At 44.7% G+C, this 25,350-nt stretch carries 21 protein-coding genes; 7 read left to right on the forward strand and 14 right to left on the reverse strand.

The features are described 5' to 3' along the window. Positions 1–235 precede the first annotated feature (235 nt). Both G8O23_RS12780 and G8O23_RS12785 read left to right on the forward strand, forming a co-directional pair. Positions 236–2,497, forward strand: coding sequence for an OmpA family protein (locus G8O23_RS12780; RefSeq protein ID WP_166365440.1), 2,262 nt, complete (start codon positions 236–238; stop codon positions 2,495–2,497). 164 nt (positions 2,498–2,661) lie between these two features. Then, on the forward strand, positions 2,662–3,228 hold the full coding sequence (locus tag G8O23_RS12785; protein ID WP_166365442.1) for a GNAT family N-acetyltransferase: 567 nt from the start codon (positions 2,662–2,664) through the stop codon (positions 3,226–3,228). Between the two features lies 1 nt (position 3,229). On the opposite strand, the gene G8O23_RS12790 is transcribed toward G8O23_RS12785, so the two are convergent. Continuing rightward, the gene (locus G8O23_RS12790; protein ID WP_166365444.1) at positions 3,230–3,685 is read right to left on the reverse strand and encodes a type I restriction enzyme HsdR N-terminal domain-containing protein; all 456 of its coding nucleotides are present in this window, start codon (positions 3,683–3,685) and stop codon (positions 3,230–3,232) included. A 149-nt stretch (positions 3,686–3,834) separates the two neighbouring features. Between G8O23_RS12790 and G8O23_RS12795 the strand changes: the two genes are divergently transcribed. From G8O23_RS12795 to G8O23_RS12815, 5 genes are read left to right on the forward strand one after another with little or no spacing between them, the layout of a single operon-like run. Beyond that, positions 3,835–4,605: an AMP nucleosidase gene (locus tag G8O23_RS12795; RefSeq protein WP_166365446.1), complete on the forward strand. Its 771-nt coding sequence runs from the start codon at positions 3,835–3,837 to the stop codon at positions 4,603–4,605. 15 nt (positions 4,606–4,620) lie between these two features. After that, positions 4,621–5,658, forward strand: a complete 1,038-nt coding sequence (gene holA, locus G8O23_RS12800) for a DNA polymerase III subunit delta (RefSeq protein ID WP_166365448.1) — start codon at positions 4,621–4,623, stop codon at positions 5,656–5,658. Positions 5,659–5,681: 23 nt separating this feature from the next. After that, complete coding sequence (locus G8O23_RS12805) at positions 5,682–6,299, forward strand: rhomboid family intramembrane serine protease (RefSeq protein WP_166365450.1); 618 nt, start codon at positions 5,682–5,684, stop codon at positions 6,297–6,299. After that, positions 6,293–6,724: an NUDIX hydrolase gene (locus G8O23_RS12810; protein WP_166365452.1), complete on the forward strand. Its 432-nt coding sequence runs from the start codon at positions 6,293–6,295 to the stop codon at positions 6,722–6,724. Before G8O23_RS12805 ends, G8O23_RS12810 begins: the two co-directional genes overlap by 7 nt. Beyond that, positions 6,725–7,579, forward strand: coding sequence for an aminotransferase class IV (locus G8O23_RS12815; protein ID WP_166365454.1), 855 nt, complete (start codon positions 6,725–6,727; stop codon positions 7,577–7,579). Here the strand turns inward: G8O23_RS12815 and G8O23_RS12820 are convergent. From G8O23_RS12820 to G8O23_RS12880, 13 genes are all read right to left on the reverse strand, one after another. Continuing rightward, positions 7,576–8,163 (reverse strand): YqgE/AlgH family protein, encoded by a 588-nt coding sequence (locus tag G8O23_RS12820; RefSeq protein ID WP_166365456.1) that lies wholly within the window; start codon positions 8,161–8,163, stop codon positions 7,576–7,578. The two genes, G8O23_RS12815 and G8O23_RS12820, sit on opposite strands and share 4 nt — an antisense overlap. A 155-nt stretch (positions 8,164–8,318) precedes the next feature. Then, complete coding sequence (locus G8O23_RS12825; protein WP_166365458.1) at positions 8,319–8,795, reverse strand: hypothetical protein; 477 nt, start codon at positions 8,793–8,795, stop codon at positions 8,319–8,321. 22 nt (positions 8,796–8,817) lie between these two features. Next, a complete protein-coding gene (locus G8O23_RS12830) occupies positions 8,818–9,690 on the reverse strand; it encodes a hypothetical protein (RefSeq protein WP_166365460.1) in 873 nt (290 codons plus the stop codon). 69 nt (positions 9,691–9,759) lie between these two features. After that, complete coding sequence (locus tag G8O23_RS12835) at positions 9,760–12,780, reverse strand: ATP-binding cassette domain-containing protein (protein WP_166365462.1); 3,021 nt, start codon at positions 12,778–12,780, stop codon at positions 9,760–9,762. 2 nt (positions 12,781–12,782) lie between these two features. After that, entirely contained in the window at positions 12,783–13,457 is a 675-nt protein-coding gene (locus tag G8O23_RS12840) for a HAMP domain-containing histidine kinase (RefSeq protein WP_166365464.1), read from the reverse strand. 57 nt (positions 13,458–13,514) lie between these two features. Further along, positions 13,515–13,904, reverse strand: coding sequence for a response regulator (locus G8O23_RS12845; RefSeq protein WP_166365466.1), 390 nt, complete (start codon positions 13,902–13,904; stop codon positions 13,515–13,517). Between the two features lie 29 nt (positions 13,905–13,933). Next, positions 13,934–16,987, reverse strand: coding sequence for a PAS domain S-box protein (locus tag G8O23_RS12850; RefSeq protein WP_166365468.1), 3,054 nt, complete (start codon positions 16,985–16,987; stop codon positions 13,934–13,936). Between the two features lie 51 nt (positions 16,988–17,038). Then, a complete protein-coding gene (locus tag G8O23_RS12855; protein ID WP_166365470.1) occupies positions 17,039–17,473 on the reverse strand; it encodes a response regulator in 435 nt (144 codons plus the stop codon). Positions 17,474–17,523: 50 nt separating this feature from the next. Continuing rightward, positions 17,524–18,666 (reverse strand): hybrid sensor histidine kinase/response regulator, encoded by a 1,143-nt coding sequence (locus tag G8O23_RS12860; protein ID WP_166365472.1) that lies wholly within the window; start codon positions 18,664–18,666, stop codon positions 17,524–17,526. A 12-nt stretch (positions 18,667–18,678) separates the two neighbouring features. Continuing rightward, positions 18,679–21,558, reverse strand: coding sequence for a PAS domain S-box protein (locus G8O23_RS12865; RefSeq protein WP_166365474.1), 2,880 nt, complete (start codon positions 21,556–21,558; stop codon positions 18,679–18,681). A gap of 13 nt (positions 21,559–21,571) precedes the next feature. After that, the gene (locus G8O23_RS12870; RefSeq protein ID WP_166365476.1) at positions 21,572–22,777 is read right to left on the reverse strand and encodes a sensor histidine kinase; all 1,206 of its coding nucleotides are present in this window, start codon (positions 22,775–22,777) and stop codon (positions 21,572–21,574) included. Positions 22,778–22,780: 3 nt separating this feature from the next. Continuing rightward, positions 22,781–23,842, reverse strand: coding sequence for a cobalamin-dependent protein (locus tag G8O23_RS12875; RefSeq protein ID WP_166365478.1), 1,062 nt, complete (start codon positions 23,840–23,842; stop codon positions 22,781–22,783). A gap of 215 nt (positions 23,843–24,057) precedes the next feature. After that, on the reverse strand, positions 24,058–25,350 hold the full coding sequence (locus tag G8O23_RS12880) for a radical SAM protein (protein WP_166365480.1): 1,293 nt from the start codon (positions 25,348–25,350) through the stop codon (positions 24,058–24,060).

Raw genomic sequence — 25,350 nt, forward strand, 5'->3', positions numbered from 1 at the left:
GCGCTTTATCATGATCAATCAGGGCACTAGGGATCGGGAGTTCTTTTACTTTAGGCTAAGGAACTATTTCTCTTAGCACCTCAAAATAATATTTAGCCATAGTTTGATAAAGTGATAGGTATAAATTTCATTTATAATGCTGATATTGTTATTTTTGTTAGCTGGTGATTAAACAGGAGAAACCCAACAGATCTATCGATAAAGCCTAAAACACCCTAAAAACCTTTAATCAGCTATGTGTACCCAATTGCAAAGTCCCAAGGCCCTGGTGAGAGTTGTGCTAGTGTGGCTGCTTGCTGCTCCGGCATTTTGCGGATGGACCCAGGAGGTCGACTACAAAACAACCTTTGCCGATGCCGAGTATTACTTCCTGTTTAACGATGCTCAGGAGGCGTTGCCGTTGTATCTGAGGTTACACAACGAGAACCCAGATAATGCTAATCTTCTCTACCGCATAGGGCGTTCTTACCTTAGTATCCCAGGTCTTAAGCACAAGGCAATTGAACCACTATCTGAAGCTGTTAAAAGCATCAATCCGTCATATCAGGAAGGGTCGTATCGCGAAGTTGGAGCACCACCCAATGCGTATTTTTACCTGGGCGAGGCTTACCGTATTGAGGGTAAGTTCGACAAGGCTATTGAAGCTTACAACGTATTTAGGCAGCAGCTCGATGCAAAGGATGTGTACAACCTCGACTACGTCGATCAGCAGATTCAGGCATGCCTGCGTGCCGACAGAATGATTGATCAGTCAAGGAAGCTACAAAGCAATTTGGTTCCCATTGGCCAGGGCGAATCGTTTATTCATGGCGCGGCACTCTCTCATGATTCGAACACCCTGCTTTACACGCTTAAGGAAAAATTTTACGATGCTATCTATGTGTGCGAGAAGAATGAGGAGGGTACCTGGGGAACGCCCCACAATATAACATTGGATATTGGTCTTGAGGGAGAACTCTTTTCCACATCAATAAATAGCAATGGCACCGAAATATTCCTCTTTAAGAACGATAATGGTACAGGTAATATATATAGCAGCGTAAAGGTTGATGGGCAGTGGCAAAAGGCGAAAAAATTAGGTAAACCTATCAATACAAGGTATTGGGAAACCTTTGCTTCCATATCGCCCAATGGGCAAACCCTTTACTTCTCATCCAACCGAAGAGGAGGATATGGTGGTCTTGATATTTATCAAAGCAGCCGTCTACCCAACGGCGACTGGGGAGAGGCTGTTAATATGGGATCAAATATAAATACACCTCATAACGAGGAGGCTCCCTACCTTTCGCCCGATGGATCAAGGCTTTACTTTATTTCCCAGGGGCACAAGTCGCTGGGGGGATACGATGTTTTTTACTCGCAAAAACTAGAGAGTGGCGAATGGTCGACACCCCTAAACCTGGGGTATCCCATTAGCACCCCCGATGATGACATGTGGTATTTCCCCATAAGCACCGAGGAGGGAATCGTGTCGTTGGTTGAGCGAGGTCAGCCCTGGATTAGCAATTTGTATCAGATTTCGCTGGTAAACGAGGTTAAACCCGAAATGGTAACCATAAAGGGGCACCTACAGCTCGCAAATAGCTACGAGGTGCAAGGCCAACTTTTTAACGTTGTCCTTGTAAGTCCATCAACTAATGACACCATACATCAAGTTAACCCCGAAGATATTAGCGGCTTATTTGCTTTTGATGTAACCCCTGGGGAGTATAGAATTGAAGCCAAAGGCGAAGGGTACGTCACGGAGAGTATTTCCATTGCAATACCTAATACTTTTGCCGAGCCCGATTTTGGGGTAACCATTAACCTCAAGCCCCAAGAGGTTAACGCAGGAAAGCTTTTGGCCATTCGAAGCGTGCTTTTCGACTTTGATTGCGATGCTCTATCGGATGAGGCTGTAAGGGAGTTGGAAAAGTTGTACCTGTTCCTTCATCAAAACCCCACCCTTGAAATAGAGGTGTGCGGACATACCGATAGCAAGGGGTCAAGAGCCTATAACAAAGGGTTATCGCTCCGAAGGGCAAAATCAGTTGTAGGGTATCTTACCGACAGAGGGATTGAGCCAGAACGCTTAACCGTAAGAGGCGCAGGCTCAATGGAGAGCATAGCGCAAAATAAGTTCCCCGATGGAACCGATAATCCCGCTGGCAGGAGGTTGAATCGCCGATCGTCGATTAGGGTGTTGAATTCCGAAAGGAATGTAGATGTTGTGGATGAACTGGATGTGCCAGAACATCTAAAGATTAGGGTTCAGAACTACACCATCCTTTTGGCTCCAGTTAACACAAATGTTGATATTGATAAGCTGCAGGTCGTTAATTCTCAGTCGGGGCTTGAGAGTTTCCGGTTAATTGGCCGTAGGAATAGCTTTGCTTATGCCTTGGGGCATTTCGATCATAAGTCCGATGCCATTGTCGCTCTTAACCTGGCCATCGATAGTGGTTTCACTCAGGCATCAATTGTTGGCGAGGACGATTTAAAAATGCTGATTGAGTAGTTGTTACAAATCTCAATAATTAATCATTGTAAGCTGCACTTGTACTATGGTTTACAGCCCAAAGTGGATGTGAACCATTCTCTTTTTTGAAGTGAGTAATTGAATCGAGCCACGGCATAGGTTCTCACTCCAAAAATAAATACCTTTGTGGCAAACAAATGCTTATGTCGTTCAGTACCCTTGAGAATAGCGTGGTTAAGCTACGGGCTCCCGAGCCCGACGATGTTGATATGCTTTATGCCTGGGAGAATAATATGGAGATATGGAAGGCCAGCAATACCCTAACCCCCTTCTCGCGTTACGTGCTTAAGAAGTACATCGAAACATCACACCTCGATATTTGGGAGACCAAACAGCTGAGGCTTATTATCGAAGCTAAAACTCAAAGTTCACTTATGATGGTGCCCGTGGGGCTTGTTGATCTTTTCGATTTCGATCCCTTCCATCTTCGTGCGGGTATTGGAATTCTTATTGCCAACAAGGAGTATAGGCAAAAGGGATATGCCACCGAGGCTCTAAGCCTTCTAGTTCGATACTCGTTTGAAACCCTCCAGCTGCATCAGCTGTACTGCAACATCTCTGCCGATAACCAGGTGAGCATTCAGCTATTTGCAAACGCTGGATTTGTATGTGTGGGAACAAAAAAGGAGTGGATTAAAGGGGTAGATGGGTGGAAGGATGAGAAAATGTTTCAGCTGCTAAATCCCCTTAATAGTTTAGCAAAAAGTTAAACTACTCAATTTCCCCAAAACTTGGAATCTCCAATAGCGGGGTGAATGATCTTTTCTCTAAATCAATTCTACTACAAAAGTGCGAAACTCCATTGGTAACCACAAGCAACTGTGCTTTTAGCACAAGGTTATAGCGTGCGGCTTGGGTATAGGTTGAATTGCTTAGGATAACCGTGGGGGCCTTACACTCCACAACCACAACCGGTTTGGCCATTCGGTTGTAAACAACTATGTCGGCACGCTGGGGCATCCCATTTATCATCACGGGCATTTCTACCGATATTAGGCCGATGGGGTACTGCTTCTTTTCCACTAGGTAGTTTATGAAATGCTGACGCACCCACTCCTCAGGGGTAAGGGCTACAAACTTTTTTCGGATGATATCGAATATCTGTTTCTGCCCATTCAAGGTGCGTGTCTTCACATCAAAAAAAGGTAGATTTAGCTGGTGTTCCATAGAGTGGATTTGCTGCAAAGATTGCAAAATATGGTTACACCGCAAAAGGAATATGCCTACTGTTTATGAAAGGGCAAAAAAAGTTGTATTTTTGTTCAATCTTGCCGGTAATGGCATCTAGCGTTGGATAAATATTAATTGCAAACCATATGAGAACTAAAGAAGAAATTGTAAGAAACTGGCTGCCACGTTATACTGGCCAAAAGCTTGAGGATTTTGGAAGCTACATATTGCTAACGAATTTTAGAGGTTATCTCGACTTTTTTGCCGAGTTCCATAATACTTCAATTGTAGATCCACAGGCTAATATGCCCTGTGCTACTGCCGATGGTATTACCATGATCGATTTTGGTATGGGTAGCCCCAATGCAGCAACCGTTATGGACTTGCTTGGCGCCATTATGCCTAAGGCTGTTTTGTTCTTGGGTAAGTGCGGAGGCCTTAAAAAGAAAAGCGAGCTGGGCGATTTTATCCTCCCCATTGCCGCCATTCGTCATGAGGGAACTTCAAACGACTATTTCCCTCCTGAGGTTCCTGCATTACCCGCATTTAACTTGCAGCGGGCCGTTTCAACAACCATTCGTAACAATAACCGCGACTACTGGACAGGTACTGTAATTACCACCAACCGTAGGGTTTGGGAGTACGACGAAGATTTTAAGGAGTACCTTCGCACCATTAGGGCAATGGCCATCGATATGGAAACTGCCACAATATTTTCTGTTGGTTTTGCCAACGAAATCCCCGTGGGAGCTCTGCTGCTAGTGTCCGATCAGCCAATGATTTCAACAGGGGTAAAAACCTCTGAGAGCGATAGGGTAATCACAAACCTTTATGTCGACGATCATATTAAGATTGGTATTGAGTCGCTGCAGGAGCTCAAGAACGAGGGCAAATCAGTAAAACACCTAAGGTTTTAAAAAGTATTTTTTTTGATGGCCAAGCGTAAAACTATTGCCGATACCTCTGCTGAGATTGTTAACGAGCTCAAGAAAAAGATCTACAAGCCCGTGTACATCCTCTCAGGTGATGAACATTACTATATTGATGTAATCTCCGACTTTATTGCCGAGGATGTGCTGAACGATTCTGAGAAAGCGTTTAACCAAACCGTGGTGTACGGCAAGGATATAGATGTGAATGCAATAATCGAAACCTCGCGTCGGTTTCCCATGATGGCAAATCATCAGGTGGTAATTGTTAAGGAGGCTCAGCAGATTAAGAAGCTCGAGGAGTTGGAGTTGTACCTAAAGGCTCCTCAAAAGTCTACCATACTGGTAATCTGTCACAAGCTGGCTCCTGGGGCAAAGGTGGGAGTTGGGCTTAAAAAGTTATTCACCCTGGCAGGTAAGGTTGGGGTTTACTTCGAGAGCAAACGGCTTTACGATAATCAGGTTCCCGCTTGGATCGCCAGCTTCCTTGCTCAAAAGGGATTGTCCCTGTCGCCAGCATCGGCAGAGCTGTTAAAGGACTACCTGGGCAACGACTTGAGCAAGGTTGTTAACGAGCTCGATAAGCTAATAATAACATTGCCCCAAGGGCAAACAAAGATTACAACCGAGCATATTGAGCAAAATATTGGCATTAGTAAAGATTTTAATCGCTTTGAGCTCACCAACGCATTGGGTGCTCGCGATGTGCTTAAGGCGAATCGTATCGTCGATTATTTTGCCAAAAACCCTGGCCCAAATCCAATGGTGCTGACTACCATGGCCATTTACAGCTATTTCAACAAGGTGTTTAAGTGTCACTTTATAGCCGATAAGTCGGAGAGGTCACTCGCCCTAGCGTTGGGGGTAAACCCCTTCTTTGTGTCAGACTACTTAAGTGCAGCCAAAAGGTATAACCCTCGTAAATGCGTTCAAATTTTCGAAATGCTTAGGGAGTACGACCTGCGCTCAAAGGGGGTAAATAACGATAATGTAGACGGCGGAGAGCTCCTCAAGGAACTGGTATACAAAATTCTTCATTAGCACTAGCGTAAGCTTTTCTTTTTATGACTTTTCTAATAATTGCCATAACAGGTGTTGTTTCCTTTCTTGCTTTAAGCAATAAAGAGTTAATGGGTAAACTTTTGCTAAGCCCATATCAAGTAGTACACCGTAAGCAGTGGTATCGCATTTTAAGCCATGCTTTGGTTCATGCCGATTTTATGCACTTGCTTATCAATATGATAGTGTTCCTGTCGTTTGGGTTGGCCGTAGAGTCCCTTTTTAAGCAGCTCGAGGCGAATGGTGTAATAGGCAGTGCAACTTTTCATTTCTTTACTCTTTATGTTGGGGGAGTAGTTATTAGCTGCCTTTCGACCCTGCGTAAGCATAAGGATAATTTCTACTACCAAGGGGTGGGGGCATCGGGTGCCGTTTCGGCGGTGGTTTTTTCCAGCATTTTTTTTAGGCCTTTAGATAATCTTTACATCATGGGTATACTTCCCGTGCCTGCCATAATATTTGGCGTGGGCTATCTAGTTTACTCGCACTACATGAGCAAGAAATCTGGCGACAACATCAACCATGACGCCCACTTTATTGGTGCTGTTTATGGCTTTATCTATCCACTTTTAATTGACCCTAAACTAATTAGGGTTTTCCTAAGTCAGCTGGGGTTATGGTAGACTACCAATTGAATTTTCATAGCATCGACAGCAGTAATCCAAGTTACAACTACGTGGTTATTATAACCCGATACAACGACGAGTGGGTTTGGGTTCGAAAGCATAATTCGCATACATGGGAAGTTCCAGGAGGCCATGTTGAGGCTGGTGAATTGCCCGAGGATGCCGCTCAGCGAGAGCTGTGGGAGGAAACGGGTGCGCTTACATACAGCTTAAGCCCAGTGTGCGACTTTTCCATTGTAAGCCTGGGTAAGCGCAGCTATAATAGGCTGTTTTTTGCTCAGGTTGATGAGTTTGGCGAGCTACCCAGCTTTGAGATTCAGGAGGTGTTGTTTTCCAGTAGTATTCCCAAAAGTTTAACCCATGGCACCATACAGCCCATACTAATGCAAAGGGCAATAGATATGCTAAAGCTGGAGAATTAAATGGATCGTCAATACGTTTGGCATAATGGAGATTTTTCTCGTATCAACGAGCCTGTTGTAGCCGCAGGCAATAGATCGTTTTTGTATGGCGATGGATTTTTCGAAACCATTCATGCTTTTGGAACAGAGGCTAAGTACCTACAGCATCATCTGGCCCGTATTATTAAAAGTGCCGAGCTGTTATCGATGGAGCTTCCTCCATTTTTCAAGGATGACTTTCTTGGCAAGGAGATTACCCGGCTTTTGAATAAGAATAGAATTTTCGATAGCGCTAGGGTTCGCCTAACAATCTTTCGAGAGCAAGGGGGGCTGTACACCCCAACCAGAAGTACCGTGGGTATGTTGATGTTTGCCGAAACCCTGCAAAGCAACTACTACCCCTTAAATTCTAAAGGGTTGGTGGTAGATTTGTACACAGATATTCGCAAGCCTATTAATATACTATCGCCCCTTAAAAGCTGCAATGCTCAGCTATACGTTATGGCTGGTCTACACAAGCAGCGGCTGGGTGTTGACGATTGCCTATTGATCAACGATCAGAACAGAGTTGTTGAGGCCATATCATCAAACCTTTTCTTGGTGAAAGGCGACAAGATTATTACCCCATCGCTTGGCGAAGGCTGTGTTGCTGGAGTTATGCGACAGGTGGTTATCGATTTGGCCATTAGGAATGGTTATAAACTCAATACAAATGCAGCCATTGAGCCCGAAATGCTGCTCAATGCCGACGAGTTGTTTTTAACCAACGCTGTAAGCGGTATTAAGTGGATTGTAGGCCTTCGCCAAAAGCGATATTTTGGATTGGTAAGCCGAAAGCTAAGTGACTTGCTTAACGAGGAAACCTTCGGCGTTTAGTTTAGCGATGGGTTGAGCGGATAGATAGTCCATGGTTTGTACTTTGGCCCCATTTGCATAACGGCTCTATTCCACAGGTCATCCTTACCGGCCATGATTTGTACCATATCGAGTTCCGAAACTACCCAACTGTTTTCCTTTAGCTCATTGGCCAGCTGATCTTTTCCCCAACCCGAGTAGCCAACAAAAAATCTAATTTGTCGTGAGGTAAGCTTTCCCTGCTCGATAAGCTTTTTTACGGCGTCAAAATCGCCACCCCAAAAAAGACCATCGGTAACCTCGTTGGTGTTGGGTATTAAATGACCCACCGTGTGTATAAAATGTATACTGTTTGGACTTACTGGCCCTCCAATGGAGGTTACTACTTTTATATCGGGAAAATCGGGAATCAGCTCGTTAAGCTTAACATCAATGATATTGTTTAGAACGTAGCCTATGGTGCCCTGGTCGTTATGCTCAACCAAAAGGATAACCGCTCGCTTAAAATATTGATCAATCAGCCCTGGCTCGGCAATAAGCACCCTGCCCTCCTTGGGGGAGATTAGGTTGTGCTTAATGTTGAAGAAATCAATATTCCGTTCCATGGTTGTATGCTGTTAACTATGCTCGATATGTTGTTTTGTAGCAATAACCTGTCTTATGTATTATGCTGTTGCTACACTTTCAGTACTTGAAATCAACAAGGCTACAGATACAAATGGCGTGCCATTACGCTTGGTTTGGCTAACCCCAGGTTGGGTTATAGCTCTCCGGCAAACCCCGATTTTGGTATGCGTCGATAGAGTATTGGAACACCCAGGCAGGCCCTATTCTGCCTAAAGTCTCTGAATTTAGCATCCTTGGCCAGTAAGGTAACCTCCACTATCACAATGGTTGTGTTCTCAATGGAAACTCCAATTGATTCCACGTAATCATCCATCTCGTTGTCGTACAATGGAATGCCGGTGTCCTTTTCGGTAATCACATAGTGGATTGGGTAAAACTTGCGTTCGGTGCAAAATATTATGCGGTAATCCATATTGCCAAAAAGGGTCATCTGGAATTTGTAGGTTTTGCGTGCTTCGAGGTATGAACTTTTCGATTGGCTCGACAGGATCATATCTTTAGCCTCCTGAGGGCTGGGTCTACAGCTAATACGGTTGTAATACTCATCGCATTGCGAGTAGCTCGCCATGCTAAACAGTAGTGCTGTTATTGTGATGATAAAAGGCTTCATATCTTTTGGGAATTACTAGGTGTTAGTACACTTGGTTTACTATCTTCTCGCGAATGGTGTTAACCATCACCTTCATCTTCCTAACGTTATACTCATTAACCTCATGGGTTACCTCACTGGTCAGCACAAGGTTCCCGTCTTTACGGATTGCCTTAGATACCTGATTTATAGCCATGGAGTTGAAAATCTTCCTTAGCTCTAGCAGATCTTCCGAGAGTGGGGCAACCTCATCGCCCTTTGGCTGAGTTATGGTGTAGTGTAGGTAAAACGAGTCGAAAATGTAGGCAAGATCGATAATTGTTGTTATAGCCCGATCGGTAATCCTCTTCTCGTCCACCACGTTTAGCGCAATGTACATCGTTTCAATAATCGACCCCGAGGTTATCAGGATTACCAAGTCTTTGTTGCCAATTACATCCATTCGGTTGAAGAACGAAGCGGACTGCTCAATGGAGATGGCCCTGATGGTATCGGGTTCGTTTAGGCTCGTAAGTAGCTTGTTGAAGAATGCATCATCGAAATAGTTCTCAATGTTAAGCAGCTGAGCCATTTCCTGAATTTGGTATAAATACTTAATGGACTCACTTTGCTTCTCGAAGAGCAGCAGATATGAGAAATCTGCTAGGTACAAGCCAAAGTTTAAAGCCTGGTTACGGTATAGTTGAAAACTTGTTGTGCTTTCGATGGGGCGAATAATGCTTTGGTCGAATTCGAGCCCAACCTCCTGCACAACCGAGAAAAACTCGGCAGGTGAGGGGAGTAGGTATTCTAGTTCTTGGACGTATTGAAGCGAATCGGCTTGTAGCTGATCCGAACTTTCCGCTTCGCCTCTGGGTGACTTGCATCCCAGCAAAAGAATTTGAAAAGCAATGGTTATCAGGAGTGTCCTTTTCATTGTGGTATTGTATTTTTATTCTTACAAAGATAAAAAATTAAATTCTTTAACGTTGGTTATCAGCATTAGTTACTTGTTTTTGAATATCCTGGGCAAAAAATTTAGGATAAAAACCAAGTAAAGACTAATGGTCATCAGTAGCATAATGATAATATTGTACCAGTAGGTTTCGATGTAGCTGTCTCCAATTCTTTTGTAAGCAGCCAGAAAGTGCGATCGGCCTATTGCCGAAGGGTAAATCTGGTAAACTGGATCGGCTTTCTGAATAAACCTGTTTCCTTTGCGGACTAGGGCTGCAGGGTAGTGTTTATTCTTCACCAAGTCGTCGATGGCTCTATTAAAATACTTATCCCTATTGGTGTTCATAAACTCCCGACCCTCCTCGGTATTTGGGTATAAGCTTTGCGATAGTTTGTCGCGCTTATGGCGGGTGTTGGTGTATTGCTGCGATATGGATTGGCGAGCATCGGCAAGGTAGTCCGATAGTTGGAACACCGAGTTGTCTGTCCAAGGGGTATAGATGTAATCTGGGTTTGGCAACTTTTGGTCGCGGTGCAGGAGCTGCAGCCCATTGGCTATGGTTTCCTTGTCGTTGTTGGTTATATCCTGGGGGTTTTCTCTTAAGATGCTCACCAGATGGTTTAGCTCGGGGATAAGGTGTAAGAGCCTAAAGCGTAGCTCGCTCTCGCGTAGGTCGATATTGAAAAATGGCTTATGGTAGCGATTGTTTTTGTAAAAATGAACAATGGAAGCCTCCATGGCCCAGCGCGACATCATCGTCTCGCCAACCAATGGCACATGGTCCGAGGCTGCAAGTTTCGAGTTCAGATTGTCGAACGACACTACCACCCCGCTAAAAAGTATTTGAGGTATGAGCAGGAATGGCACTAGGATGTATATGGCAACCACCGACTTTAGTGTGGATGATAGGATTAGCCCCAGGAGATTACCCGAAAGGGAAAGTATAAAAAGCACAAGCCATAGCGCAATGGTAACCCCTTTTAGTTCGAGTATTAATACCCCGGGGATAATAAAGGCAATGGTTTGTATTGCGCTTAGCGTAATCAGGAAAAGAAACTTGGCGTTGTAAAAACTTTTTAGGCTAAGCCCAATGCTCGTTTCACGGCTAACAATACGCTTATCTCTAATTATATCCTCGCAGCTAATTATCAGCCCAAAGAAAAGCGATGCCAAAACGCTCATCAAAAAGAAAGAGGGTATGTTTGGGTTTGCAAAAAGGGTGTAGGCCTCGGTTGTGCTGTTCAAATTTGCTGGAATGGAATATCGCAAAAATATGGATACCACAACGGATAGGATTGGAGGGAGTAGCAGGGCAAATACAAGAAACTGAGTGTTGCGGAGTTTCGTTAGCAGGTTTCGCGCAAAGAACGCTGAAAACTGTTTTGGCATGCTTGGTTTGATGTGCTTTGCCTTGGGTAACTCCATAGTAATGCTGCCCTGATTGGACTGATTGTTCTGCATGTCCAGATATAACTGATGCCACTGCTGGGGCTCAATTTTGCGTTTAGCCATTTGGTGGCCTAGCTCATCAACAAAATGCTCCTCAAGCAGATCGAAAATATCTTCGGGTTTAACATTCCCGCAGCATTCACAGCCACTTTTGTCCCGGTCAATTCTATTTGTTACCCGCTTAAAATGCAGAATGGCTTCAATGGGGTTTCCATAAAAAACGGGGTATCCGCCCTTGTCGATAATCTGAATGCTATCGAACAGTTTGTATACCTCCGACGAGGGCTGATGAATGTTTACCACCACCACCTTGCCCGAGAGGGCAATGTCCTTAAGGATGCGCATGACCATGAGCGAATCGGCCGACGAGAGTCCAGAGGTTGGCTCATCAACAAAAAGAATTTTGGGGTCGCGAATAATCTCCATGGCAATGGCTAGCCGTTTGCGCTGTCCACCGCTTAGCATCCTGTTATCGGGTGAGCCAACCCTATTGTCTTTACAATCGAGCAAATCGAGTTCGAACAGGTGCTTGTTTACAAGTTCAATTAGCTCTTCGTTTGGTATGTTGCCTATGGCAATCCTTGCGCTGTGGTATAGGTTTTCGAATACGGTTAGCTCCTCAACCAGGCACTCCTCTTGGTGCATCACACCAATTAAGTTTTGGTGAAGCGTATGATCCTGGTATAGGTCGTGGCCATTAATTAGCACGTTGCCCGACTGGGGCTTAAGATTTCCGCATAGTAACTTAATTAGGGTAGATTTCCCCACCCCGCTACCACCCATAATGCCTGTTAGTTCTCCACTTTCGGCCTTTAGGCTCAAACTCTTTATTCCTTGAGCTGAGTTTGGATAGGTGTACGATAAGTTGTTGGCTACTAGCGTTACCGGGCTGCTGGAGTTGCTTTGCAGCAATTTTTTTACTATCTCTCCATAAAAAATTGGGGCAATGCTTTTGCCCTTTACAATGGCTCCACTATGGAGGATATAGGTTTGCTTACTAAAAATTGGCTTTTCGTTTATCTGCAGGACAGAAGCACCATTATAGTTGAAAAGCAGAAGGTTTGCCGATGGAATCCGGAGGAAAGACAAAAATCCTTTTATTCCTTCGCGCTCGGAAAACTGGGTGTGGCTAATCTTTGGATCCTTCTCAGCAACTATCAGGATGCTTTCACGGTTTGGGATGCTGTGCAGCTGCCCCGATGTGAAGTGACGAAAACTCAGGTAGTCGTTATGGTCAACTTTAAGCCATTTGGCTATTTGTTCAATGTTATTTGCAGGCTCGTTATCCTTGCCTGTAAACTGAGTTGAAACAAAATCGATGGGAGTTAGGGTGAAAAAATTGAAAAGGTTAATAATAAGCTGAAAACGTTGGGTGGCGTTAAACTCCTTATTTATCTCGCGGCAAATGGTCTGTAGCGTATTGTTGCTTATGCCTTGCTTTTTGTATTTATTATGAGTGCTGTCGAATGTAAGCAGCTGGGTTTTTACCAATCGTTTGTCGATGTTCTGCTGTAGGAATGTCTCCAGATGTTTGCGGGTTACCCTAATGTTCACATCCTTCCTCACTACGGCCAGGGCAGCAACTAGCCTGATGAATGAGTTTAACATCGATTCGTTCATGGCTATAATCCTAAGAATTCAATGGTGAACGAATTGGTTTGGGGTGCGGATGTGGTTACAATCCCTTGGTGTCCGTTTATTATATGCTTTGCCAGTAGAAGATCCCATGGAGCAGCGTTTTGGTCGTCGTTACTAGCAGGGGTCAGGTTCAGGTAGCTGGGGAAAGTTGCTGTGGGTGACAATACTCTGCAGATGGCACGTTGGTTTTCCAGAGCAAAATCGACGTCAATGGTCGAGTCCGATTCGGAGAGCGAAATGGCCAACTCGAATAAAACTTCGAACGCCTGAAGCAGTAGTTCATGGTTGCCAGTGATGTTAATGGGAAGGCTATCGTTAGATAGGTTGAATTTGATGTTCTCAAGATCGGAGATGGTTTGCAGGTCGAGAATGCAATACTTTACCAAATCGGCAAGGTTTATTGTCTCATTCTTTTGCTTTAGTTGCTCAAGGTTATTAACATTCTGCACTATGGATGTTCGAAGGGTAAGCCGCTCAAGGCGCGATAGGGTAGAGTCGAGCATTTGGAATACCTCTACTAGTGAGGGGTCGTCAACTTTATACTTTAGCAGCTGGACTGGACCAACAAACCCGTTAAGAAGCGTACGTAGCTCAAAGCTTAATCCCTCGAGAAACTTGGTTGATAATGTGTTGGGTACGTGTTTGGTGTACTCTTCCATTTAGCTGTTTTCAATTGTTTGCGATATTGTGATGAAGTGGGAGGGTGGCGATGATGCTTACCACAGCTCTTCTAAAAGGCTAAGCAAAACATCTTTCTTTACGGGCTTCGAGAGGTATGCATCGAAACCACCTGCAAGCACCTTCTCCCTATCATCCTGGCTGGCATAAGCCGTTTGCGCAATGATGGGCTTGGTAAAGCCCAACTCCCTAATCGCTAGCGTGGCTTCGTACCCGTTCATGATGGGCATCTTCAAATCCATAAGGATAAAGTCGATGGAATCGCTATCCTCACTTACCTTATCAACAGCCTCCTTGCCATTTCTGGCAAAGTCAACCTCAATGTTACTCTTCTTCAGTATTTCGGCCAGCAACATCCGACTTACCACATCATCTTCGACCACCAGCGCTTTCAGGGGCGATTTTATTTTTCCAACCATTTCGTCCATATCACATAATTTTGTGTAGTAAATGTAGCTTATTTTATTGGGATACTAAACCTGAAGGTTGTGCCTTTTCCCGGTTCGCTCTCGAGCCATATTTTACCGTTTAGCTGCTCAATAAACGCTTTCGATATTGATAGTCCTAACCCAGAACCTTCGTATCCGCGCGAGATGGATGTGTCAATTTGTCTAAAGCGTTCAAATATTACCTCTTGATGCTCCTGGCTAATGCCTATGCCTGTATCCTTAATATATACCTCAATCTCGGTTGCCTTAGGCTGGTGATAGCCAATCTCAATAAATCCTTCGGTTGTGAACTTTAGGGCATTGTTTATAAGGTTAGAAACAACTTGGTATACTTTGCCGCGATCGGAGGTAAGGGTAAAGTTATCGGGTTGCGTGAGGCCAAGCTTAATCTCTATTCCTTTTTCGTCAGCATACTTTTTGTAAAACATCTGTGCCTCAATAAGCACTGTGTTAATGTTGAACTCGGAGATGTAAATTGAGGTTTGTCCCGTTTCTATCTTCGATATCTCGATAAGGTCGTTTATAATGTTCATCATCCGCTCCCCCGACTGCTCAATCATATCGAGGTAAAAATCGTTGGTTTCTTTGCTAACGGAACTGTCTTTGAGCAACTCGGTGAATCCCATAATGCCGTTCATTGGGGTGCGTATTTCATGGGATAGATTTTGCAAGAATGCAGTTTTTAGCCTGTCGTTCTCCTCTGCCTTTAGCTTGGCTGCTTCCAACTCCTCATTCTGGGCCTCAATCTTTTTATTGTTCTCTAGCACCTCCAGCTCAGCCGCTTTACGGCTGGTTATATCCATTAGCATCCCCGACATAGTTTTTCCCGATAGTGATGCGCTAAGCATAATATGCTTTGTGTTTCCCTTGGGCGTAATAAACTCCAGCTCGTAATCCTTAAAGCTATCTCGGGTTTTGAGCAGCTGAATTAGCATCTCCCTTTGCTCTGGGCTTTTGTACAACGACTTTATATTGGTTCGCATTAGCTCGGGAATGGAGTCGAACTCAAGAATGTTTGCCATGGCCTGGTTGGCAAAGAGGAATTCGCCAGAGATATTTGTTGTGTAAACCCCCACAAGTGAGTTCTCAACCAATGATTTGTACTTTTTCTCCGATTCTCTTATTGCATTTTGAGCATTATACCAATCGGTAACGTCGCGAACAAAGCCGCCAACGCCTATGCTGCCGTTGCTTAGTTTTACTGGAAACTTGCGGGTCTCGAAAATCTTTTCGTTATGTAGCACGGTGTCTATTACCACCATTCCCCTGTCAATGGCTTTCTTGTCGGATAGGTTTGAGGAGTGGGCAGTGCTATGGGGTAGCAAATCGAAATCGGTGTGCTTGAGCACCTCCGATTCCCTTTTCTCGAAGAAACCCAGTCCTGCACGGTTTACCATAATGTACCTGAACTCTTCATCTTTAAGGAAAGCCATATCCTGTGTGGAGTTCATGAAGATACGGTAGCGCAGCTCACTTTCTTGTAGCTCCAGCTCGGCCATTTTTCGGGGTGTAATATCAATATGCGAGATAACTAGCCCTTGGCTATGCTTATCATGCCCCATGTATGGAACAACCCGTACCTGAAACCACTTGTTATCGTCGGGTGTACTCATCTTGTACTCCATATCAAAAAGGGTTTGGCCATCGAGCACCTGGCGCATTCCTTTCACCATGCTCATGGCATCCTCTCTGTCGGCGCCGGTTGCCCGTTCGCATACGTTAAAGTAGTTGCTGCCAACCCCCACCTCATTAAGATTACCCTTGTTTGCCTTGGCAAAATCGATCCAGTGTTTGTTTACAGAAACTATGTACCCCTTTCCATCGAGCAGGCATATGTTTGCATTAATCGAGTCGAGGGTGGCTTGGGCCACCTGTTTCTGTTCGTAGAGTTTCTGGGCTGCCTCAACCCGGTCGGTTACGTTGTAGGCAACCACTAGCCGTGCGGGACTTCCGTTGTACTCAATGCTATGCGAGGTGATTTCGGTAAATATGGTTTTGCCATTTTTATATTGATGTACCCATGGGCCCGAGTGCTGGATGTCGTCCTCCTCATTTTCAAGATTGCCTGTCAGCCTAGGGAGTTGATCTTTGGGTCGTATATCCTTTATGCTCATTGAAAGGAACTCCTGCTTGCTATACCCGTAATTATTTATTGCAATGTTGTTAACAGCAAGGAATTGAAGTGTTTTGGTGTCGTAAACCCACATTGGGTTTGGGTTGCCCTCGAACAGCACACGGTATTGTGCTTCACTTTGGGCTAGGGCCTCTTGGGCTTTCACCCGATCCGTAATGTCGCGGGCAACGGCCTCAAGGGCAACGGTTCTTTTGTTCTTATCGTAGGTAAATACATTAATTTGCTCCAGGTAAGCCTCCTCGCCACTCTTTTTAACGATGCGGTAGGTGAGCATCGATTTGCCCTCTTTCCTTAGCTTACGTAGATTTCTGAATTTTTCCCGATCGTCGGGGTGAATAATATCTACGCTTAGTTTTGGAGCTTGATAGAATTCCTCGGGAGTATATCCTGTAATTTGTGTTGCCGAAGGGCTTGCATAGGCAAAGCGAAGGGTTGGTTGGTACTCAATTTTAAAAATGAAGTCGTGAGCATTCTCAGCAATCATCCGGAATTTTTCTTCACTTTCTCTGAGGGATAGTAAAGCCATCTTTCGTTCCAACTTATTTTTGGCTTGTTCTATCGCTTCCTTAACTGCAAAAGGTAGTCGGGCCATCCGCTCCTTAAGCACGTAGTCGGTTGCGCCAGCTTTCATACACTTAACGGCCGTTTCCTCGTTTATAGAACCCGTAAGCAGTATGAATGGGATGTCGGGAGCGTGCTTTTTGGCTAGTTCCAGCGCCTCCATTCCGTTGAAAATGGGCATGGAGTAGTCCGATATTATAATCTGTGGGTTGAACTGCTGTAGTTCCCTCACAAAATCATCGGGGGTATCAACTTTTATATCCTCGAATAGAATGTCGCCCCGCTTAAGGGTTGCCTTGGCAAGTTCAAAATCCTCTGGTAAATCCTCGGCGAAAAGTATTCTAATTTTGCTATTCTCAAACGGCATGTGGGGATGGTTTTGTAGGGTTTTTAAATCAGTGTGTTGATCAGAAAATGCTTACATAGGAGGCTGGTTCATTAATAACCAGTACATTCCCAATTCTTTAACCGATTCGACGAATTTTTCAAAATCAACGGGTTTTACAATGTAGCTGTTTACGCCTAATCTATAGCTCTCAATAATATCGCTTTCTTGCTTCGAGGTGGTTAGAACCACCACGGGGATGGCCTGAGTTTTTGGATCTGCCTTTATTATTCTAAGCACCTCAAGTCCATCCACCTTGGGGAGCTTAAGATCGAGCAGCACTACCTTGGGCTTGTTGTCGGTATTGCGATCTGCAAATTGTCCTTGGCCAAATAGGAAGTCGAGCGCCACCTCGCCGTCCTCGGCAACCTGCACTTTGTTGGCAATGTTATTTTTTTTCAGAGCACGTAGGGTTAGCTCCAAGTCGGCAGGGTTGTCCTCAACCAGTAGTATCTCAATTTCATCCATTTAGCTATGTTTTATGTTAGTAACATAAAGCAAGTAATTTAGTTTAACGTCTATTCAACAAAATCCGTAGGTATAGTAAATGTAAATCGCGTACCCTTGTTTAGCTTCGACTCTGCCCAAATTTTTCCGTTATGAATGCTCACAAACTCTTTGCAGAGGATAAGGCCTAGACCTGTGCCGTGCTCACCATCGGTTCCGTAGGTCGATTTTGAGTCGATAATGGAGAAGATGTGCGACAACTTTTCTGGTTCAATCCCAACTCCAGTATCCTCAACCGAAACCTCAACAATTCCATGTTGTTGGTTGGCAGCTACTGTAACGGAGCCGTTTTTTGGCGTAAACTTTAGGGCGTTGGAAATAAGGTTGCGCAGCAGCGTTACCAGCATATTCTTATCGGCAAAAACGGTGGTTTTACTATCTACTTTATGAGCTAGTGTAATGTTTTTGGTTGAAGCTATGGAGGCGAACAGCTCGATACACTCGCTGGCTAACGAAGCAAGGTTTAAATTCTCGGGGTTGTAGCGCATACAGCCCCGTTGTACTAAAGCCCAATCGAGCAGGTTGCTTAGTAGCTTGCTGGTGTTTTCGGCGGTTTGGGTTAGGTGTTCTATAATATCGTCAATTACATTGCTGTTGTCTTCATTCGGCTTGTAGTTCTCCTTAAGCATAAGGCTAAGCTCTAGGATGTTGTTCAGTGGATTTTTTAGGTCATGAGCAATGATGGAGAAGAACCTGTCCTTGGTTGCATTAAGCTCCTTAAGCCGCTCCTCACTTTGTTTTAGCACAAATGCTTGCTCGTTGAGTTTTTGGGTCATCTGGTAAAGGCTGATGTGCGAGCTTACCCTGGCCAGCAGTTCCTCCTTCTGAAATGGTTTGGTGATGTAGTCAACTGCTCCGATTCGGAACCCCTCAACAATGGCCTTTGTGTCGCTGGTAGCAGTAAGAAATATTATGGGGATACCCGCAGTTGCGGGGTTCTGCTTTATTTGCTTGCAAGCTTCAATGCCATCCATCTGGGGTAGGGTACGGTCGAGCAGGATCAGGTCGGGCGAGAAATCTTTTAAGAAATCGATGCCCTTTTCACCCGAATCAACAGCAAAAGTTCGATAGCCCTCAGCCTCAAGGAAACTAGTGATAAGGCTAAGTAGTGCCTGCGAATCGTCGACTATTAATATGTTGCCTGTGGTTTGCATGAAATGTGCTATTTATTCGGTGGTGTACGGGAGGGTGAACCAGAATGTTGCACCTTGCCCAGTCTCACTTTCGGCCCAGGTTGTACCCCCGTGACGATGTACAATACGTTGCACCACCGACAGCCCAATGCCTGTGCCCTCGTACTCGTTAACCCGATGTAGGCGTTGGAATGTTTCAAAAATCTTGGTGGCATACTTTGGGTCAAAGCCAATACCATTGTCCTTGATATAGTATTGGCACATATTATCCTGAACCGCACCCCCAATCTCAATAGTTATGTCGTTGTTTGGTTTGCTGTACTTTATGGCATTGCCAATGAGGTTTTGCCATACCTGTTTAAGTAGTGTGGGGTCAATTGATGTGCTTGGCAATTTTTTAACCTCAAGCAAAACCTTACGGGTGTTCGTTGGCTCGAATATATCCTTATAGATGTTTTCTACAAGCGAGGTCATGTCCGTTGGAACCAACCTAAGCGATCCCCTGGTAACCCTTGAAAGCGCCAGCAGATCAATAATTAGTTGATCCATTTTCTGCGAATTGGTGCGTACTATATTCAGCAGGCGCTGTGCCTCCTCATCGAGCTTATCGGCATAGTCTTCAACCAGTATCTTGCTAAAGCCATCAATGGCTCTAAGGGGTGCCCGCAGGTCATGCGATACGGAATACGAGAACGATTCCAGCTCGTGGTTAATAGCCTCGAGTTTTTGCCGCTCGCGTTTTAGCTCCTCGGTCATCTCATTCAAATCCTCCACCATATATAGCATGGCCTTTTGGCTTTTGTGAAGTTTATCGAGCTGCTGCTCTATGGCCTGAGTGCGTTCGCTAACCCTTGCTTCAAGTTCCTCGTTCAGTTTGCTTAGTCGTTCCTCAATCTGCTTGCGTTCCTCTAGCTCCTTTTGGAGCTGTTGGTATAGTTTTGAGTTCTGGATGGCTACTCCAATTTGTGCCGACATGGTTTCTAGTATCTTGACATCGGCTTCGGTGTAGGCATTGGGTAGCTTCGACTCAATGTTGATGGCTCCAATTATTGTGGAATCGGAGATTATGGGTACGCAGATTTCCGATTGGGTGTCATGGCGAAACTCAACGTACCTTGGGTCTTTGTTCACATCGTTAATTCGAAGGCTTTGGGCATTCTCAATGGCCCAGCCTACAATTCCTTTCCCAATTTCTAAGTCTAGCCCCTCGATATAAGTTTTTTCAGCGGTGTTGTATACGTAGCCCAGGTCGCAATCGCTAACAGCAAAAGGCTTGAGCGTTATTCCGTCGGAATCGACAAGCAGAACCGAGCAGTGCTCGTAGTTTAGGATATCCTCCAATACTTGGATGATTTCTTTAGCCAATTTTTCGGGTGTTTTTAGGTACTGCAAGGGTTTGCTGGCTTTAAAAATTGCTGCAATCTCTTGGTTTAGACGCTGAAACTCCCTTTCAGCCTTTTTTCTAGAGCCAATATCTCTAACAACCGAAATAATCCTTTGCTCATTGTTTAAATCTACCCTACTAAGCGAAACCTCTATCCAAAACTGTTCGCCATTTTTTTTCTTGGCAAGCCACTCAAATGTATGATAGTTCTTACTTAGTGCTTGTTTAATGTGATATTCTGCCTGCTCATGTGTATAAGGTGGATCGTTAGCATTTACAAAGTGGAGGGTTTTCTGCACTATCTCACCCTTTGCTTTAAAACCGTATATTTCGAGAACTCGTTTATTTACATCCAATATGATGCCGTTGGTATCGCTAATGAAGATAGCTTCGTTGGTAGAGTTAAAGATGGTTCTAAAGTTTACTTCACTTGCCCTAATGGCCTCCTCGGCCATTTTGCGCTCGGTTATATCTAGTACAACCCCAACCATCTTAGCTGGTTGCCCATCGTCAGCTGTCTCAACCTCGGCTTTTGTAATAAGAGTTTTTTTGGTTGGCTGATTAGCTGGAGTTATTTCGAATATGTAGCTGAAATTTTCTTTCCTTTCAAGATATCCAATTAATTCGCTATAAACTTGTGCTCCCAAAATATTCTGTTTGCTCATCATCTCGAGGCTAAGAAAATCTCGTGTTGGTAAGCCAATAATTCTTTTCGTTTCATCGGAAATCCATAGGTTGTTGTTGCTGTATGTGAACTCCCAGTTCCCCACCTTGCCCATGGCCTGTGCCCTTGTGTAGCGCTTGTTCTGTTCATCAATTCGCTTTACGTAAGCGGCGCGTTCCGTAACGTCATGGAGTGAAATAAGGGTCATGGGCTCGTTGCCCCATAAAATATCAGTAGTTTGTACCTCGAAGGTGTAGCTAATACCATGGAGTTCGATAACCGTTTCGTATGGTTTCCCCTCAAGGTAGTCAAGCTGAATCCTTGTTCCCTTTAGTTCCTCTGATGATTTGTTGTAGAGGCTGCATGCGTTGGGGTTGGCAAAATGTATTGTTTTGCTTGAGTCGATAATTAGGAGGGCGTTAGTGCTTCGGTCAACTATTTTCCTGAACCGATTCTCACTCTCCCTCAGCTGGTCGATGGTGTTCTTATGCCTCATGAAGGCATCGACCCGAGCAATAAGCTCGCGATTCTGTATGGGTTTAATTAAGTATCCATCGGCACCCAGCTCAAAGCCCTCTGCCTGATGCTTAGTGTCGGTATGATGTGCCGACATTAGAACTACAAAACAGTTGCTGGTGCTAGGGTCTGATTTGAGCGTAGAAAGAATTTGGGTTCCAATAATATCGGGTAGCACAATATCGCAAAGTACAAGTTGGGGCGCTTTTTGCTTGGCAATATCAAGGGCTTGCATGCCGCTGTGTGCCACTTTAACCTCGTAACCCTCCTTTTTTAACAGTCGAGCCATGGCGTCGGCCACATGCACCTCATCATCAACAATTAGTATTTGTCCTCTGCTGCTGCTCATTAGATATTGTTGGTTATTGCTGTGCTTTAGGTATCTCAAAGCTAAATGTTGAGCCTACCCCCAGCTTGCTACTCACCGAAATGGTTCCGCCATGCCCTTCAATAATCTTTTTCACTATGCTTAGGCCCAAACCGGTGGTTTTCTCACCAGCAGTGCCCTCGCTCGATGCTTTTCCGAATGGTGTAAATATTTTATCCACCATCTCGATAGGAATTCCTACACCTTGGTCTCTAAACTCAAAAGCAACGCTTTGGTCTTTCTCTATGATATTTGCCTGAACACTACTGCCTGGGTGAGAGAATTTAACAGCATTGGATGCCAGATTGTTTAAAACCTGTTCGAGTTTAAGTGGATCTACGTTAATATATATGTTTTCGCTGCTAGGGTTTAAGCTAATTTTGATGTTCTTTTTGGCGGCAAGGCTATTGTTTAGGGCGATATTGTTCTGAGCTAGTTCAACAATATTTAAATACTGTAGATTAAGCGTTAGCTTACCCGACTCGATCTGTGTTATATCGAGCAGATCCTCAATAAGCGAAAGCAAAAACTCGGTGGAGGAGAATATGATTTTCAGAAAATTTTGGTGCTCTGCCGATAGGGTATCCTTGGTCTCATCGAGCAAAAAATCGGCATAGGTCATAATTACACCTAGTGGGTTACGTATATCGTGGGTAGCCATTCCCAGAAATTGATTCTTTAGCTCGTTAAGGCGAGCCAGCTCGGCGTTCTTCTTGGTAAGCTCGCGCTGTAGGTTTACCAGGTTGTTGTTTAGCTGGGTAAGCTCGTCGAAAAGGAATGCATCGGGGATATCCCTCTGCCTCTTAGCGTTCTGGGTGTGACTAAGCTTAACCAGCTGTCGGATTTGGTTAGCTTGCTCGTTGTTTATCTGTTGGAGTTCGTGGATAAAAACGTGAGAGGCCGATTCTGAACTGGCACCAACCACCCATATCGTTTTGTCGATATAAAACCCTGTATACTTAAGGTTAAGATTTGTTCCTCCTATTATTACGGGCAGGGGGAAGTCCATTGCAACACCATTGCTTTTAGTTTGTGCAATGAAATCGAGAATAAGGAATGATGAGTCCTTTGGGGCAAGGGTCGAAAATAATTTGCCTACTACCTCGCTAGTGGGCAGGTTAAAATCGTCGCGAACTAATCGCAAAATCTTTCCCGTGTCGTTGCACTGTAAAACTAAGCCCAGTAGGTTGTCGTTTCCCATAGCTTAAGCCGTTAGTTTATTTGCCACCTCAATGGCTTCCTGTGCATTGGGAGCATAGCCGTCGGCATTGAACGATCTCCAGTCATCCCTAGTGGTATTTACTGCATGCCCTCCAATCATTATCTTAACGTTGCTGCCAGCGTTACTCTGTTGAATTTTCGATATGGTTTCGCGCATTAGCTGCCTATGGAAGGGCATTGCTGCCGATAGAGCAACCACCTGTGCGTTGTTGCTCTCAATGGCCTTGATAATGCTGTTGGCTGGTGAGTTGGCGCCAAGGTAGTAGGTGTCCCACCCATCCATCTCAAAGAAATCGGCCACCATGCGAATTCCTATTTCGTGGAGTTCACCCCCAACGCATGCGGCTACCATCGTTTTTCCTACTCTTTGCGTGGTGAAAATAAATGGGTATAGCTGCGACATGATGGATTGAGTGGCAGCGGAGCAAAAGTGTTCAACCGCTACGCTTATCTGGTTGCTAAGCCATAAGCGACCAATCTCGTACTGCGATTTTTGGAAAACCTCCATATAGATTGTTTTCACGGGAACACCCTTTTCCACAGCCTCCATGATAAGCTTGCTGGCGCTATGCCTGTTGCCCTTTAAAAGTGAATTGATATAGCTTTGGGTGAGCAGGCCAATGCTGGTTGTGGGGTCAATGGCGCTTTGCTGCTCATGCACCTGTTCGTTCATTTGCGATAGCCCAGCATCGATTATTGGCTCAAAAATGGGATGCAACTCGTTGGGAAGTACCTCTTGCAATACCTCTTTGGTACACTTAAGGGTGGTTATCATTACTGAGTCGGGGAAGTTCAACCCTTTGAAAAGGGTTTTTACCCAAGCCACGTAGTCTTTGAATACTCTCGGATCGTTGGCCATCACCGCCTCGGTGAGGAAGGGGAGGTGATACCCCGCATCGCGCACGCTAATCATTCTACCCTCAGAGCCATAGGGCTTCCAAAACTCGGGTTGGAGCCTATACTGAAGCTCCACAATTTTTTCGGCAATGGTTGCGCTTTGCTGTTGAACAAGAATCTCAAATTGTTTAGGAAGATTGGTTTCCATATGTTTGGCTTTTTATCTGCAATATAACCAATGATTGGCGATATTCAACGGATATAGTAGGGTTAATGCGCTATATCATCCTTTTCTGTTTGTTTTTTGGGGCTTAGGCGAAATAGACTCCGAAAATGCAAATTAAGCAGGACAAATAACCTAATTAGCCATCATCCGCCTGTCCTCAACTGGCAAACAGATAGCCACCATCTACCAAACCTAACCTAAGTCCTTGGCTCGTTTCCCTGCAAAAGAACCGCAATTCGTTTAGCGAATAACTCCGATATGTTCGCCGCCCAAAAACAACCCTTTTGGGTTAGCTGAACCGAGGCACCGATCTCTGTCGCAAGCCCGTTCTTATTTAAAAAATCAAACTCATTATTAAACAGCATTCTTAGATCCTGATTATGCTGATTATTCAACGATAACCCCTCACTTAAGTTGAATACCTTTCGGAGGTTATGGTATTCTTTGTCAATGCTAAGCACCACCTTGGGCGTTTGATAGAAATTGGCCTTGTTGGCCAAAAACTCCTCGATGTTTGGATTTGCAAGGTAGGTGTACAAATTTATTCGCCCACCTGCACCAGCCCCCAGGGCTAGTAAATCGGCACTTTGTCCGTGCCCACTTACGTAAATGGCTTTACCGTTGACGCTATGTCCGTACTGAACAGGGGTGAACTGTTGCCAACCATCCATATTGCTGAGCGTATGGTGTGCAGAGGCGAAAAAATCGTATTCCTTCTCGATATCGAGTTCTGTTGAAATGCCATGTCCATTGGGCTTGCTGACTAGTGGGTACACGCTACAACCTGTGATAGGGAGTTGCTGCAGCATATTCAAATCGTTAGTCCAACTTTCAATGGTTTGGTTTGGTAGGCCATATATTAAATCGATACATATGTTGAGAATGCCGCTTTGGCTTATCAGTCCAATCTTGCGAGCGATGGTTTCGTTGTCCGACTCTCGCCCTAAGCTCCTCCTAATGCCATTATCAAAGGTTTGAACGCCAAGGCTGATCCGGTTAACCCCAGCCTTAGTGATTGAATTGAGCAGCTGAGGGGTAACGGCGCTAATGGTTGACTCAACGCTAATTTCGCAATCGTTGGTTAGCGGAATGGTTTCTTTTACTGCTTTAATTATACTTACTAAGTCCTGAGCAGGAATGGCCGTTGGGGTTCCCCCACCAAAATAAACGGCTTTGAAAGGAGCCGACTGCACCCAGGGTGTTTTACCAACCGAATAGATCTGGTCTATAATAGTATCGACGTATAATTTTACGGTGTTTGCCGGAGTGCTTTCATTTCGATTGTAAATGCAGAATGAGCAGGTTTTGCTGCAGAATGGAATATGTATGTACAGTAGTCTATCGGGGTTTTGGGCTGGTTGGTTTAGGAGCGATTGGAATGTGTCGGCCATTCCACTTGTGGGTATCGGTTTGAAGGGTAGTACCCTTCGTGCTTGTGTGGGGCTCTTAACCCGGTTTTTAAATGGCAATTCCATTGGGTTTAATATCAT

Source organism: Perlabentimonas gracilis (genome assembly GCF_011174675.1).
Taxonomy (GTDB): domain Bacteria; phylum Bacteroidota; class Bacteroidia; order Bacteroidales; family Tenuifilaceae; genus Perlabentimonas; species Perlabentimonas gracilis.